Source organism: Blautia faecis, from assembly GCF_020554845.1.
GTDB classification, from domain to species: Bacteria; Bacillota; Clostridia; order Lachnospirales; family Lachnospiraceae; genus Blautia_A; species Blautia_A faecis.
Map to the genome: position 1 here is coordinate 1 of NZ_JAJCIA010000015.1, position 14,402 is coordinate 14,402.

A 14,402-nucleotide genomic window follows, 5' to 3' on the forward strand; every position below is an offset into this window, starting at 1 on the left:
ATTGGGACATTTTCCTTTGTGGTATATTAGGACATTATCATAAATGGTTCATAATATGTCAAGCATTTTTGAAAATATGTATTGACAATCCAGGGGAATTATTATAAACTATATAAGCATGTTCATAGGAACGCCCGTGTCTGTTCTTATGATGCAAAAAATTAATCATCATTCACGAATTGGAGGTGTACGAATTGGCTAACATCAAATCTGCAAAAAAGAGAATTTTAGTTAACAGAACAAAAGCTGCGAGAAACAAATCCATCCGTTCTGCTGTTAAGACTTCCATCAGAAAAGTTGACGCAGCAGTAGCAAACAACGATAAGGCAGCAGCAGAGGTTGCATTAAAAGAGGCTATCTCTACAATCAGCAAAGCAACTTCCAAAGGTGTTTATCACAAAAACAACTGCGCAAGAAAAGTTTCCCGTTTATCCAAAGCCGTTAACAGCATTGGCTAATAGATATCTGAATTTTTAGTTATAAGCTTATAAGTGAAAATTAAGGCAGTCGAACCGTCATCGACTGCCTTTTTTCTGTATTTTTTTCATTCCTGTTCAGCCCACTGTCTATTTTGGCAAACATCATCTTCTGGCTGAACTATACTTCACGATCAGTAATTCCACACTAAGCACATCCTGCAATCTGCCTGTCTTCACAGCTTCCTCTGCATCCACAAAATCCGTCACTGCCTGACGAAGTTCACTGATTCTATAGGATCTTGCACAGACTGCAATATTTTTCGCCACAAAAGACGGCACTCCCAGTCTTGATGCCATCACCGGCTGAGGGATTCCTTCTTCTGCATATTCTTTTACCAAAAGCAGCTGGCGAAACTGTTTCGCCAAAAGAAAAAGGATTCTCATCGGGGGCTCTTTCAGCATAAGAAGATCATAATACAGATCCAGTGCCCTCTTCTGATTTTTCTCCGTCACTGCCCGGACCATATCAAAAATCTTATTCTGGGTCTGAGTGGTACAAATCTCCAGAATGTCCTCTCCCGTTACCACATCCCGGTCACCGGTATAGGAAATTATCTTTTCCAGCTCCATCCGCAGATTTCCCATGTCCACACCAGTCATGGTAAGAAGAAGCTCCATATCCCGCTGGGTGATCATCTTGCCTTCTTTTTTCAGAAGCCCGGCAGCCCAGCGCATTAGCGTTTTCTCATCCTGCTGCACAAATTCTCCGATTCTTCCTGCTGCCTTTACAGCTTTATACATACGGTTTCTTTTGTCCACCTCATTTTCCACAAAAATGAGGCAAAGATAGTCTGGCAGTTCTTTCATATAATCAGCCAGTTCATCACATTTATTCTTAAAAAATCCGGTATCTTCCAACAGAATCACCCTACGGTCCGCAAAAAAAGGCATGGTCTCACAAAGGTCGATCAATTCCTTCACATCAATGTTCCGACCCTCATAATGATTAAAATTCATGGTGTCATCTTCCGGATTCAGTGCCTGTACCAGTTTATGTTTATACTGCTGTTTCAGGTAAGCTTCCTCACCATACAGCAAATACGCCTGTTTAAAATTACCCGTCTTTATATCTTCCTTGATATTCTTCAAAATGTACGCTCCTGTTATCTTCTTGTCGGTCAGGACTTTTCCCAAAAGGTTACTATTCACGATCTGATCTGACCAGTAGCCCCCCCCCAAACTCTTTCTGCCAGGGAGGATAGAGCTGTATCCGACATTCTATTAAACCATACCACAAATTGTGTCTTTATAAAAGTACCTTTTTCGATCTACAAACCATTTCCCTTTTCCAAAAATTTCTTAATCCTTATCCTCTCTTTCTCCCAGCAAACTTTTACAGCACCGCTTTCCATAGTAAAACTTGTCTGGCATCCGGCTTCTTCCAGGCGTTTCGTAATTTCCGGTGACGGGTGACCATAAGTATTGGTAGAAGAACAGGAAATCACAGCATATTCCGGGCGCACTGTATCAAGAAACTGTTGACAGGTAGAGTAATGGGAGCCATGGTGTCCCACCTTCAAAAAGTCCACATCTTCCAACACTCCCAATTCCAGCAATTTCTTTTCTGTTTCTTCCCCGATATCACCTGTCAAAAGACCAAGAAACTCCTCATATTTTACTTTAATCACCATGCCATCTTCATTTACATCTGCGCCAGAAGCACTGACCGCAGGAGCAATTATCTGCAATTGCAATTTACCTGCATTCAGGCAGTCTCCTTCCTTCAGGGTTCTCACTGGAATTCCGGCCTCTTTTGCTGTCTGTTTCAGTTTTTCCCATGCAGCAGGGGGATTTTCCCACTCGGGCAGATACAAACATCCCAATTTTACTGAATTCAGTTTTTTTACAGCCATCTCCAATATTTCCTGTACACCACTGATATGATCCTGATCTGTATGAGATATAAAAATTCCATCAATCTGAGAAATCCCCTGATTTTTCAGATAAGGTAAAATCTGATATTGTCCCACACCTGATTTGTTTGTGCTTCCACCATCCACAAGAAAACAATTTCCTTCCGGCGTCCGCAGCACAAGCCCGTCGCCCTGTCCCACATCCAGACAGCTGACAGAAAATGGTTCCGGCTCACGCCATATAAGAATAGATATGGCCAGACATGCAACTACGAAAGCAATTATTTTTCTCTCCCGCTTTCTTTTCTGTGTAAGTATCCAGACTGCTCCTGCAAACAAAATATAATATGCAGCCACCTGCCACAGCTTTGGTTGTCCTGTGATCCAGATACCAAAAGGCAGATTTCCGGATAGTTTACATAACTCTTCATAAATTCCAGCAAGAACCTTTCCAGGCAAAATCACAACACGCCCAACAGAAAAGCTTACACACCCTGCAAGCAATCCAGTAGCTCCGCTTCCCAGAACAATTCCTACTGTAGGAAGCACCAGCAAATTTAAAAAAATTCCAACCAGTGAAACTTCTCCGAAAAAATATAAGGAAACAGGAAGCATGGTCAGCTGTATTCCTATAGATGCGCCTAAAGCCAGATTTGCTTTGCAAAAACCTCTGGCGAATTTTTCATATATTTGCCCTGTATGTTTTCCTAAAATCATACAGCAAATATCTTTAAACTTTTTTCCAGCATGTCTTTTCCATGCACTCTTTCTTCTCCGCTCATTTTTCCCTTTTTCAATCCGGGATGAATCCATACTCTTTGTTAATGCAGGAACCACTACGCCAGCTCCTGCTACCGCGCTAAATGACAAAAGGAACCCACTGTTATATAAATATGCTCCTGAATCTCCAAGAATTAACATAGCCGAAACAGCCAGCGCCGTTGGCAGATCATAAATCCTTCCGGTTATTTTCGCCCCTACAGATATCAAAAACATACAGACCGCACGCATAGTAGACACACTTCCACCAGTCATCACACCGTATTGAAGCAAAATCAGCAGGGCAATTATCCCAGACGGCCAGATTCCCATTCCCGTCTTCATCAGAAGATTATAAATTCCCATTCCAATCACGCTGATGTGCAGCCCTGAAATTGCCAGAACATGCACAATACCAGCCATCTGGTAGCGAAGCTTCACTTCCTCATCCAGGCTGCTTTTATCCCCAAGAACAATTGCCTGAAAAATCCCAGCTTCTTTTCCACCAATTCCATTCAGAACTTCACTGAAATATTTTCTTAGATCATTCATACCTTGTCGATAAGCAGAATAATTTTCCGATTTTTTTAACAATTCCGCCTTTTTCATAAAATAGAAAATATGCTGACTGGCGTAGTACTGTCTGGCATCAAATTCTCCTGGATTTCGCATCTCACCTACTCTCTCCAGATTTCCAGACACCAAAACAACAGTTCCTGCCGGAACATCTTCTTTTTTCTTTAAAAATACTTTTACATTTTCAATAGATATTTTCTTCGGTTGATTTTCCTTTGATTGATTCTTCTTTGGTTGATAAATCAGATATGTATTGCTAAGATAAACAGATTGTGAAAATTCATTTTCTGTGGTCTGTGTCACTTCTCCGCAGATTGTGACCTTGGGATGCTTCCGGATCCAGGAGTCCACATTTTCCGGCACAGGATTTCCTCGGATCAGTGGAAATCCTGCCCGGTCGGCCACACACATAAGGAGCATCAAGACCAGACACACCATGCAAAGCGGTCTTTTCGTCATTTATAAACTCCTTTAGTATTTCATTTTATAAGCGTTATTGATTGATTTTTTCAAACACGCTCTAATTCTCTTTCAGGATCAGATCTGTATTTTTACTGAAAAGACTGTACAAAGATGTTCCATCACTTAACTTAGCCTCTGTATCACCTTCGATTGAAATTTGCACTTTATCAGCAGATGTCGTATCCAGAAGAGAATTTACCACGGAATAAATCATGGTGTTCACCGGAATATCAATTCCTGAATCTGAAAAAGCGGAACTAAAATCCACATAGCACACATTATCAGACACCTCTATTCCCAGAATATCCGTATCCTGCGGAATTGTTGGATAATGCCCTTTCACCATCGGTCCTTTGGCAAGCTGTTCCAGTATTACTCTCTCTCTTGGCAGAATTCTCTTATAATATACATTTCTCTGTTCTGCCACAAGATGCTCTCCTGTCTTGTCTGTAAAATACAGAGTAAAAGTATCATACCGATACGCATCTTTATCAGAGCCCCACATTTCTACAAAAGTGTTGCCGTCAAGCACGCCTACAGCCTGTCCCTTGGAATCGGTAAGCTCCTGATTTCCTATAAAAATCTTTATGCCGGTGATTCCTGGGATCTGAAGAAATGTTCTTGCCACACCTGCGCGCACCAGAATCTCCCTGGTTCGGGAAATATTACTGTAATCTGCATTAAACTCCAATTCCAGAAGGGATTCATTTAAGCGGTAAGTCACCAGCTGAACTCCTGCTGGAAGCAAAGGCAGGTTCTCGCCGCTGCTCTCCTGTCCATTCAGGATTCCCATTAAATCCTGGAGCATAAATTCCGCACTTTCCTGCTCCGGATAATATCTTGTCTTTGTTACTTTCGTTTCATCTTTGTTCAGGTAATATAGATAGTACTGATTACTGACACTTTCAGTCTTCTCGCCCTGGCTTTCCACCGAGCATCCGGTAAGAAGGCCAATGATCAGAACCAGAGCCATCGCTGTACTCAATAATTTCTTCATCTGGCACCTCCTACGGAATATATGATAAAGGAATGCGGACAGTAAAGGTGGTTCCCTCGCCTTCCTTACTTGCCACCTGAATAGTTCCATGGTGCATGGTCACAGCACTTCTGGTAATCGCAAGTCCAAGACCTGTGCCGCCAATTTCTTTGGAATGGGATTTGTCTACGCGGTAAAAACGTTCAAAAATTCTTCCGATGGACTCCTCCGGAATGCCCATTCCGGAATCTGCAACCTTCACATAGAAATATTTATGGTCAGCGTCAAGGGTTACACGAACCCAGCCATCATCCACATTGTATTTAATACCATTCTCAACCAGATTGCTCACGGCAAGAGTAAACTTCACCTCATCCACATCCGCCTCAACAGGGCGGAAACTGTCCAGGATCAGATCAATGTGCCTCTTATCTGCAATTGGACGGAGTCTCTTCAGGATATCCTCCAGAAGCTGATTGATATTCAGGTGCTCCACATTCAGATCTGCTGCCTTCTTATCCATTTTTACAAGAGAAAGCAGGTCTGTAATGATTTTATTCTCCCGATCGATCTCTGCAGTGATATCGCCCATAAACTCCTGATAAAGCTCCTCCGGCACCCCTTCCTGCCCCACCAGGGAATCGGCAAGTACCTTCATGGAGGTAAGCGGTGTCTTCAGCTCATGAGACACATTGGAAACAAACTCATTTCTGGACTCATCCAGAATCTTCATTCTGGAAAGCATTTTGTTGAACGCATCCGTAATAAGTGCTGTCTCTGTATAATCCGGGACAGAAATCTCCTCATTCTGGTATCCATCCGTCAAATCCTCAATGGACTTGGTAACTCTGGCAAACGGCTTTACAAGAACCGTAGAAAGCACATATCCAAGAAGGACCGCCAGCACAATAATGATTCCTGTGATCAGAAGACTCTTCTGTTCCAGTTCCAGAATATTCTCTGCAATTTCATTGGAGGAAAAGCTGATCAGCATAGCACCCTGAAGCTGCTTCACTTCCGGGCTTTTCACAGGGAGGGCCATCTCAATCTTCTGTGTCTTACTATTATAGCGGCTGGCTTCCTCACCTTTGAAGCATTTGATCACCATAGTGGAGATCAAAGTCTTTCCCTCATCTACGCCATAGGTATCCTTGATAATCCTGTAATCCCTGTCAACTAACAGAATTCTGCCGTCATACACATTAGACAACAACTCCAGCTTGCTGTTTACATCCTGCGAGCTGGAGTCATTCATATAATTCTCTTTAATTAACAGGTTACACAGAATGTCACACTGCTTCTCAACAGTCTGCTTACGGACAGCCACAGCCTTGCTCTCATAGGCTGCCACCATCACATGAGCAACAATGACACTTGGTACGATTCCCAGAATGACCAGAATGATCAGAATACGAAAACGCAGACTTTTTAAAAAGCTGGGTTTCTTTTTCTCTGGCATGGCTTATGCCTGGAAATAATATCCCACACCCCATTTGGTGTGTACATATTTCGGCTCACTGGGATTCGCCTCAATTTTTTCACGTAAACGACGGATATGTACATCCACTGTACGAACATCACCAGGATATTCATATCCCCATACAATATTCAGCAGGTTCTCACGGCTGTAAACTTTATTTGGATTGAACACCAGAAGTTCCAACACGTCGAATTCTTTGGCAGTCAGATTGATTTCCTTACCAGCAATAAACACGCGGCGGCTCTCACAATCCATTTTCAGGTCACCAGCCTCTATTGTCTTCGCCTTGTCTTTTTCTTCCTGATTGCTGCCAGCACGGCGCATAATGGCCTTGATTCTTGCCTTTACTTCAAGAATATTAAATGGTTTGGTGATATAGTCGTCCGCGCCATACTCAAGACCGAGGATCTTATCCATATCCTCACCTTTCGCTGTAAGCATTACAATAGGAACATTTGAAAATTCCCTGATCTGCTGGCATACTTCAAAGCCATCCATCTTGGGAAGCATAAGATCCAGGAGAATAATGTCATATTTCTTCTCTTTGGCCATCTCCAGGGCTTCTTCTCCATCGTAGGCACAATCCACATCCATTCCATCCTGTTCCAGACTGAAACGGATACCCTTTACTATCAGTTTCTCATCATCTACTACCAAAACTTTCCTGCTCATTTAAGAATCTCCCTTATCCAGTTGATATCTTGTCTTTTATCTTTGAAAAGGTACCTTCCTTGATACCTTCTACATTCATAATCTCTTCTATAGAAGCAAAGTCTCCATGCTCCTCTCTGTATGCAATAATGGCTTCTGCCTTTGACTGCCCGATTCCGCTTAATGTGGAAAGCTGCCCGGCATCTGCAGTATTCAGATTAATTCGCGGATCATCGCCTGCGCCATCTCCGAAACTTCCTGTATCTCTTTCAACAGTTCCCGATGGATTTTCCACTGAGCTGCCTTGAATTTCTTCCAATCCTGAACTTCCAGACTTGTCACCATCGTTCAATGCCTCTGGCACTTTCGCCATAGCGAGTTCCAGCTCCTCAGACACTTCTTTCTCAGTAGGCACATAAATCTGCTGCCCATCTCCAATGCTTCTGGCTCTGTTCAGATAATTTATGGCTGCCTCTGGCAAATATCCTCCAGCTGCATCAACAGCCTGGAAAATACGCGCTCCTTCATCCAGCTCATAAACGCCTGGATTTACAACGGCTCCACATACATCAACGAATATTTTCTGTGGAATTGGCGTTTCTGGTGGCGAATCCAAAGCTGAATTTTCTGTATTTCCCTCTGATCCAGCATCTGAAACAGCAGACTGTTTTTCGGGATTTTCCCCTGCCGCCACGTTACTCTCATACGCAGTGCTCTCTTCTCCGGCTTTTCTATTCGAGTTCTCTTCATCTGAATCCAACTCTTCCAGAAAAACCTCTTCCCGACGTGCGCAGCCTGTCATTGCAGACGCCGTCCAGAGAAAGAACAAAACTGTCCAGATTCCACATCTGTATTTCATTTTTCTTCCCATGCAGGTTCCCCTTTCGCTTTATGCGCAGGTTCCCCTCCACTCATGCTTTACCTAATCTATTTTAACGAAACTTTACATTTTTTACAATACCATTTCTAAATTTTATCAGTCTTTTATCTATTTACCTTATTTCTCCCATTTAAATATGACAATTCCTACAATAGCCACAGCCATACCGATCAGTTTCCGCCATTGAAAATCCACTTTTTCTACACCAAACAGACCAAATAATTCAATTACATAGGCAACTGCAAGCTGGGAAATTACAATCAGCATAGCAGCCTTTGCAGGACCTAAACTTCCCATGCTTTGAATGACAGTTATGGTAATAAATGCTCCGATAATACCGCCAAGTAAAGTATATTTATTCTCCACCTGCCACAACGCGCCAATACTATCCCTCCCGGTAAAAATCCACGCCAACACACAGACCAAAAACGCAGAAAACTGTACCCAGCCGGTGGATACCCACAAGCTGGTCTGCTTAGTCATCTCTGTGTTAAAAACGCCCTGAATACTCATCAATGCACCAGATATCAACGCTACAAGAAATCCCCACATACAATACCTCCATAAACTATCCTATACTTCCAGATTCTTTCTCTAGAGCGTGTTTGAAAAAGGCTTTCTGCAAGGTGTGCGTCACAATTTGTGGGAGATTTCGCCCGGATGAGGGCGCCGTAGCGGGCTACGGCAACCGAATTCGAGTGAAATATACCGCAAAGTGGGGCGTGCAGATTGCAGGAATGATTTTTCAAACACGCTCTAAGCCAATCAATGTTCTGACAGCCTCCAAAAGGATACTCCCTTTCCCGGGAAGAAAAGGAGGTGCACTTGCAGCAGGCACCTCCATAATAGTATTATATGTATTTTTCAAAGATTCATTCACTTCGCAAGTTTTTCGCTTTTTTTCGTAACACAGCACCGGCAGAAATTAAACGCCGATAAGATCCAGAGAAAAGCAGGAATGATAATAGCAAGAACGCCCGTATTCCATACCATATGAAGCAGCATGGCTACCAATGTGCAAAAAGGAAGTACCTTTCCAGTCAACAGGTAAGTCTTATAACTTGCTTCGTAGATTTCTTCCTTCTCTGCTTCGTCACAGCTTGCAAGCCACTGCTCCTGGAATTTCATAGAAGCAGGATCGCCTTTCTTCTCAGGATAAATTCTTTGGACCATCTTTACATAACGAACCTGCCACATACCAAAATATACAACCATTCCCATAAACACAACTAGTCCTGCTAAGAACCTCCCGGTCTCACCGTCACTCTGGCTCTCAATATATTTCATAGAATATCCTGGTGAAATGATCAGCATCATAAGAACAGTTCCCACTGTACTTGCGATCATCCCCCAGCTGGAGGACACTTCAATATGATATTGCAATTCATGATATTCTTCATCCTCTGCATCCTGTATCTGGCTTCCCATTCTCTTCATCTTTCCAAAATGGATCTCACAGATCATAATACAGATTGCACCGCAGATACATTCCAACAGCACTGTATGATCACGTACAGCCAAAAGAAATGCATTCATCCCATGCCCAATAACTGCTATAGAATTCTCCCCGCTGTATGATGTAACAAAACCAAAAATTCCTCCAACAACACCACCAGCCAGCATAATCAGTACCATTTTTAAATAGGAATTCATTTTCTTCTTAGATTTTCCCTTATTCATCTTCTCCATCCTCCGTATAAGTAAAAATATCTTCCACTGTCACCTGACAGATCTTCGCCAGCTTCAAAGCCAGCGTCACTGAAGGTGAATAGTCTCCCCTCTCAATCAGGCTGATCGTCTGTCTGGACACACCAGCCAGTTTCCCCATGTCCGCCTGATTGATTCCAAGCCTGGCACGATATTCCTTCAATCGATTCTCCAGCGCCATTTCAAAGGCTCCTTTCTCATTCGTAGTGTATTCAATTATTTTTTCTGAAATGACTTATTTCATTGTCATTATGACAAGTTTGTTTGTCATTTCCTGTATTTGAATAGTATCATTGACAACTTTATTTGTCAACATGTTTTTTATATTTTCCCAAAACAACCTTGCAATCCTGTTACATCTCTACTGAAAACCGCTTTTCCAGTCTTTCTTCTGACATTATGCAAAAACATTTTCGAAATTTTCTATATTTTCCATCTATTCAACAGCTCTCACAATTGATATAATATTTTCAACAAATATGACAGCCGGGCTGGCATGTCAACTTGAAAGGAGAATCACAATGGCAAACGAAAAGAACATTGGTACCCCAGCAGAAGAGGAAATCGAGATCATCACTCTCACAGACGAAAACGGCGAAGACATGGATTTTGAGTTCCTGGACCTTGTTGAATATGAAGGAAAGCGTTACGCAGTTCTTCTCCCACCTGTAGAGGACGTGGAAGGTGAGGACGAGAACGAAGATGAAGAAGTACTGATTCTTCAGGTTGAGGACGACGGAAATGAAGAAAACGAGAGCTATGTTTTCGTTGATGACGATGACATTCTCACCGCTGTTTTTGACATTTTCAAAGAGAAATTTAAAGACGAATTCGACTTCTCAGAAGAGTAAATTTACAAAAAGCTTTTAAGCAGCTGTACTCCATACAGTGTAAAAAGTTCCATCCCCCAACTTTTGACAAGATGTATGTCAGGATTTATGGGAGATTTCCGGAATAATTTTTTAAAACAGAATCTTGAGCAATAGAAAAAAGGTACCTGAAAACCATTTCAAAGTACCTTTTTTCTGTCATTTTATTCTCATTTATAGCTTAAAATCAACCTACAATGCTTTTTTAGTGAATCTTTTTTAATTTTCACCTATTTTTTCACCAAAACTCCAGCCCTGATTTACGCCAGACATTCATCCAAAATCTCCGCCATTTCATCAATATCCGCCTTGGTAATCACAAGCGGAGGCACAATACGAAGCACGTCGCTTCCTGCAGAAATAACCAGCAGTTTCTTCTCCAGAGCCTTCTTAACAATCTCTCCTACAGGTCGTCCTGCAATGACGATTCCCTGCATGAATCCCATACCTCTTCTTGCTGCAGCACACTCATGTTTTTCCACAAGTTCATCCAGTTTTTTTTCAAGATATGGGGTTAATTCCTGTACATGAGTAAGGATCATATCCTTCTCATAAATGTCAAAAACCTTGCTTACAGCCGCACATACAAACGGATTTCCGCCATAAGTTGTACCATGGTCTCCCGGCTTCAAAGAAGCCTGTGCAACCTTCTTACTCAACACAAATGCACCAACAGGAACACCGCATCCAAGCGCTTTTGCACAGGTCATAATATCCGGCTGTACACCGTATGCCTGCCATGCAAAATAATATCCGGAACGTCCCATTCCGCACTGGATTTCATCCAGAATAAGGAGAATATCTTTCTCATCACACAGTGCGCGAACGCCCTCCAGAAACTCTCTTTCCGCTGGATAAATACCGCCTTCTCCCTGTACGGTCTCCATAATAATTGCACATGTTTTATCTGTAACCTGGGCTTTTACACTCTCAAGATCATTGAAATCAGCAAATTTCACACCACCCATGAGCGGCTCAAAAGGCTCACGGTAATGTGCATTTCCAGTGACAGAAAGTGCTCCAATAGATCTGCCATGGAAAGAATGATTCATGGCAATGATCTCATGATCTGCATGTCCGTCACGTTCATAAGCATACTTTTTCGCAGCCTTTAATGCACCTTCAATAGCCTCTGTACCACTGTTTGTAAAGAAAGCCTTGTCCATGCGGCTTGCATTTACCAGCTTTGCGCCAGCTTCGATAATTGGCTCATTGTAATACAAATTAGAAATATGAGTCAGCTTATCAATCTGTTCTTTCAGTGCTTCATCATATCCAGGATAATGATATCCAAGCGAATTTACAGCAATTCCTGCTGCAAAATCCAGATATTTGGAGCCTTCGGAATCAAAAAGGTGCACACCCTCTCCACGTTCAAAAACAACAGGAAAACGATTATATGTATGAAGAATACTGGACTCCGCTTCTTCCATCTGATTATTCATGTTCATGGTAATATTTCTCTCCATCCTCTCTTAAAATAGCAGTTCCGATACCTTTGTTTGTAAAGATTTCCAACAGTAAACTATGAGGAATTCTTCCATCAAGAATATGAACCCGGTTAACACCATGCTCAATTGCTTCAATACAGTTATTCAGCTTCGGAATCATTCCGCCGCCAACATATCCATCCTCGATCAGTTTTCTGGCATCCTGAATATGAAGCTCAGAAATCAGAGATGACGGATCATCTTTATCCCTATAAACTCCCTCAATATCAGAAAGAAATGCAAGCTTCTCTGCATGTACAGCCTCTGCAATTGCGCAGGCTGCATCATCTGCATTAATGTTATAGCTGTCATAATTATCATCAAATCCGATTGGAAAAACAATCGGAAGAAAATCTTTTTCCAGCAGATCATAAAGAATTTTCGGGTTTACTTCTGTAATATCCCCTACAAATCCAATATCCTCTCCATTGGAATATTTCTTCTTACATTTCAGCAATCCACCGTCTTTTCCACTGATACCAACAGCCTGTACGCCAAGGGATTCCACATGGGAAACAAGTTCTTTGTTTACTTTGGCAAGGACCATTTCTGCTATTTCCATTGTCTGGGAATCTGTTACCCGAAGACCATTGATAAACTTAGCCTCCATGCCTACTTTTCCAACCCATTTGCTGATTTCCTTGCCGCCACCATGTACGATAATTGGCTTAAATCCAACCAGTTTCAGGAGAACTGCATCCTTAATTACATTCGCCTTCAATTTTTCATCCAGCATAGCACTTCCGCCATACTTTATTACAACAATTTTACGGTTAAAACGCTGTATGTAAGGAAGCGCCTCAATCAGTACCTCTGCCTTATCAAGATATTTCTGATTTACCATTTTTTCTCTTAACCTTTCTTTCCTATATTTTTATGTTACAAAAGTCCTACAACTGCATGCCTTTCAGTCTTCCTCTGGCATCTAATTTACACACTCTCAAGCTTTAATATCAAGAACGATAATCTGCATTAATTTTCACATAATCATAAGTAAGATCACAGCCCCATGCAGTTGCTTTTGCGTCACCCATCTTCACATCTGCAATAGCTGTTACCTCATCCTCAGACAGGATTCTGGTTGCCTCTGCTTCATCATATCCTGTTGAAACACCGTTCTCAATAATCTTTAATTTTCCTGCGCGGCTCTCAAAATACAGGTCAACTTTTTCCGGATCAAACTGCACTCCAGAGTATCCCATAGCGCACAAAATCCGTCCCCAGTTTGCATCGTGACCATAAATTGCAGCCTTTGTAAGAGAAGAAGTTACTACGGATTTGCTAAGCGTAACTGCATCTTCTTTTGTCTTAGCGCCCACAATTTTCACTTCAAAAAGTGCAGTCGCGCCCTCTCCGTCACCTGCAATTTTCTTTGATAAACAGGTATTAATATAATTCAAAGCCTCCATAAATTTATCAAAATCAGCACCCTCTTCTGTGATCTCAGGGTTGCCTGCCATGCCGTTTGCAAGGAGCAGAACAGTGTCATTTGTGGAAGTATCGCCATCTACAGAAACCATATTAAAGGTATCTTTAATATTTGCACTTAGTGCTTTTTGAAGCATTTCCTTGGAAATTGCAGCATCTGTTGTGACAAATCCAAGCATGGTACACATATTAGGATGGATCATTCCGGATCCCTTGCACATACCGCCAACTGTTACTGTTTTTCCACCAATTTCGATCTGTACAGCAACCTCTTTTTTTACGGTATCTGTAGTCATGATAGCCTTGGCTGCCTCTGTTCCGGCCTCTAAAGAACCGTCAAGCTTCGGAGCCATAGCCTTTACACCATTTACAATTCTGTCAATCGGAATCTGCATTCCAATCACGCCTGTAGATGCAACCAGCACGCTATCTGCAGGGATTCCAAGTATCTCAGAAGCTGCATCAGCAGTCGCCTTACAATAGCCATATCCTTCTGCTCCGGTACATGCATTTGCAATACCGCTGTTGCAGATCACAGCCTGTGCAGATGGGTGATTATAGACCACATTCTGATCCCATTTTACAGGAGCTGCCTTCACCACATTTGTTGTAAAAGTGCCAGCTGCAACACATGGAACTTCACTGTAAACCATGGCCATATCTGTACGGCCTTTGTATTTAATTTCTGCTGCTGCCGCAGCTGCTTTAAACCCCTTTGCTGCGGTAACACCACCTGTAATTATTTCCATATTGATACTCCTCCTTTGCCCGATCAAGCAAATTATATGTTTA

General features: G+C 42.2%; 16 protein-coding genes. 3 read left to right on the forward strand and 13 right to left on the reverse strand.

What is annotated here, in order from left to right; genetic code table 11:
- Window positions 1-194 precede the first annotated feature (194 nt).
- The gene (rpsT, locus tag LIZ66_RS08990) at window positions 195-458 is read left to right on the forward strand and encodes a 30S ribosomal protein S20 (RefSeq protein ID WP_330382769.1); all 264 of its coding nucleotides are present in this window, start codon (window positions 195-197) and stop codon (window positions 456-458) included.
- Between the two features lie 123 nt (window positions 459-581).
- On the opposite strand, the gene holA is transcribed toward rpsT, so the two are convergent.
- The 8 genes from holA to LIZ66_RS19275 all read right to left on the reverse strand — a co-directional run bounded on the left by holA (window position 582) and on the right by LIZ66_RS19275 (window position 8,823).
- Window positions 582-1,568 carry a DNA polymerase III subunit delta gene (holA, locus tag LIZ66_RS08995; protein ID WP_226837372.1) on the reverse strand — a complete coding sequence of 329 codons (987 nt, stop codon included), beginning with the start codon at window positions 1,566-1,568 and terminating at the stop codon, window positions 582-584.
- Window positions 1,569-1,747: 179 nt separating this feature from the next.
- Complete coding sequence (locus LIZ66_RS09000) at window positions 1,748-4,126, reverse strand: ComEC/Rec2 family competence protein (RefSeq protein WP_226837375.1); 2,379 nt, start codon at window positions 4,124-4,126, stop codon at window positions 1,748-1,750.
- Window positions 4,127-4,187: 61 nt separating this feature from the next.
- The gene (locus LIZ66_RS09005) at window positions 4,188-5,126 is read right to left on the reverse strand and encodes a GerMN domain-containing protein (RefSeq protein WP_195477720.1); all 939 of its coding nucleotides are present in this window, start codon (window positions 5,124-5,126) and stop codon (window positions 4,188-4,190) included.
- Between the two features lie 10 nt (window positions 5,127-5,136).
- Window positions 5,137-6,564, reverse strand: a complete 1,428-nt coding sequence (locus tag LIZ66_RS09010; protein WP_148461740.1) for a sensor histidine kinase — start codon at window positions 6,562-6,564, stop codon at window positions 5,137-5,139.
- Between the two features lie 3 nt (window positions 6,565-6,567).
- The gene (locus tag LIZ66_RS09015; RefSeq protein ID WP_173771138.1) at window positions 6,568-7,257 is read right to left on the reverse strand and encodes a response regulator transcription factor; all 690 of its coding nucleotides are present in this window, start codon (window positions 7,255-7,257) and stop codon (window positions 6,568-6,570) included.
- Window positions 7,258-7,270: 13 nt separating this feature from the next.
- Entirely contained in the window at window positions 7,271-8,107 is an 837-nt protein-coding gene (locus LIZ66_RS09020) for a helix-hairpin-helix domain-containing protein (protein WP_226837378.1), read from the reverse strand.
- A 126-nt stretch (window positions 8,108-8,233) separates the two neighbouring features.
- The gene (locus LIZ66_RS09025; RefSeq protein ID WP_173769620.1) at window positions 8,234-8,668 is read right to left on the reverse strand and encodes a DMT family transporter; all 435 of its coding nucleotides are present in this window, start codon (window positions 8,666-8,668) and stop codon (window positions 8,234-8,236) included.
- A complete protein-coding gene (locus LIZ66_RS19275) occupies window positions 8,650-8,823 on the reverse strand; it encodes a DUF6783 domain-containing protein (RefSeq protein ID WP_308768404.1) in 174 nt (57 codons plus the stop codon). The genes LIZ66_RS09025 and LIZ66_RS19275 overlap by 19 nt, the downstream gene beginning before the upstream one ends.
- Here LIZ66_RS19275 and LIZ66_RS19280 point away from each other — a divergent pair.
- Window positions 8,743-9,024, forward strand: coding sequence for a DUF6783 domain-containing protein (locus LIZ66_RS19280; RefSeq protein ID WP_308768403.1), 282 nt, complete (start codon window positions 8,743-8,745; stop codon window positions 9,022-9,024). The genes LIZ66_RS19275 and LIZ66_RS19280 overlap by 81 nt on opposite strands.
- On the opposite strand, the gene LIZ66_RS09030 is transcribed toward LIZ66_RS19280, so the two are convergent.
- Window positions 8,993-9,796 (reverse strand): DUF3169 family protein, encoded by an 804-nt coding sequence (locus tag LIZ66_RS09030; RefSeq protein ID WP_173718893.1) that lies wholly within the window; start codon window positions 9,794-9,796, stop codon window positions 8,993-8,995. The two genes, LIZ66_RS19280 and LIZ66_RS09030, sit on opposite strands and share 32 nt — an antisense overlap.
- Window positions 9,789-10,004, reverse strand: coding sequence for a helix-turn-helix transcriptional regulator (locus LIZ66_RS09035; protein ID WP_118579737.1), 216 nt, complete (start codon window positions 10,002-10,004; stop codon window positions 9,789-9,791). The genes LIZ66_RS09030 and LIZ66_RS09035 overlap by 8 nt, the downstream gene beginning before the upstream one ends.
- Window positions 10,005-10,344: 340 nt before the next feature.
- Here LIZ66_RS09035 and LIZ66_RS09040 point away from each other — a divergent pair, with 340 nt between their 5' ends.
- Window positions 10,345-10,674: a DUF1292 domain-containing protein gene (locus tag LIZ66_RS09040; RefSeq protein ID WP_173718892.1), complete on the forward strand. Its 330-nt coding sequence runs from the start codon at window positions 10,345-10,347 to the stop codon at window positions 10,672-10,674.
- 278 nt (window positions 10,675-10,952) lie between these two features.
- Here the strand turns inward: LIZ66_RS09040 and LIZ66_RS09045 are convergent, their stop codons facing one another.
- From LIZ66_RS09045 to argJ, 3 genes are all read right to left on the reverse strand, one after another.
- Window positions 10,953-12,143 carry an aspartate aminotransferase family protein gene (locus tag LIZ66_RS09045; RefSeq protein ID WP_118579743.1) on the reverse strand — a complete coding sequence of 397 codons (1,191 nt, stop codon included), beginning with the start codon at window positions 12,141-12,143 and terminating at the stop codon, window positions 10,953-10,955.
- Entirely contained in the window at window positions 12,130-13,026 is an 897-nt protein-coding gene (argB, locus tag LIZ66_RS09050; protein WP_118579746.1) for an acetylglutamate kinase, read from the reverse strand. The genes LIZ66_RS09045 and argB overlap by 14 nt, the downstream gene beginning before the upstream one ends.
- 109 nt (window positions 13,027-13,135) lie before the next feature.
- Window positions 13,136-14,359, reverse strand: coding sequence for a bifunctional glutamate N-acetyltransferase/amino-acid acetyltransferase ArgJ (gene argJ / locus LIZ66_RS09055; RefSeq protein WP_148461743.1), 1,224 nt, complete (start codon window positions 14,357-14,359; stop codon window positions 13,136-13,138).
- Window positions 14,360-14,402 lie beyond the last annotated feature (43 nt).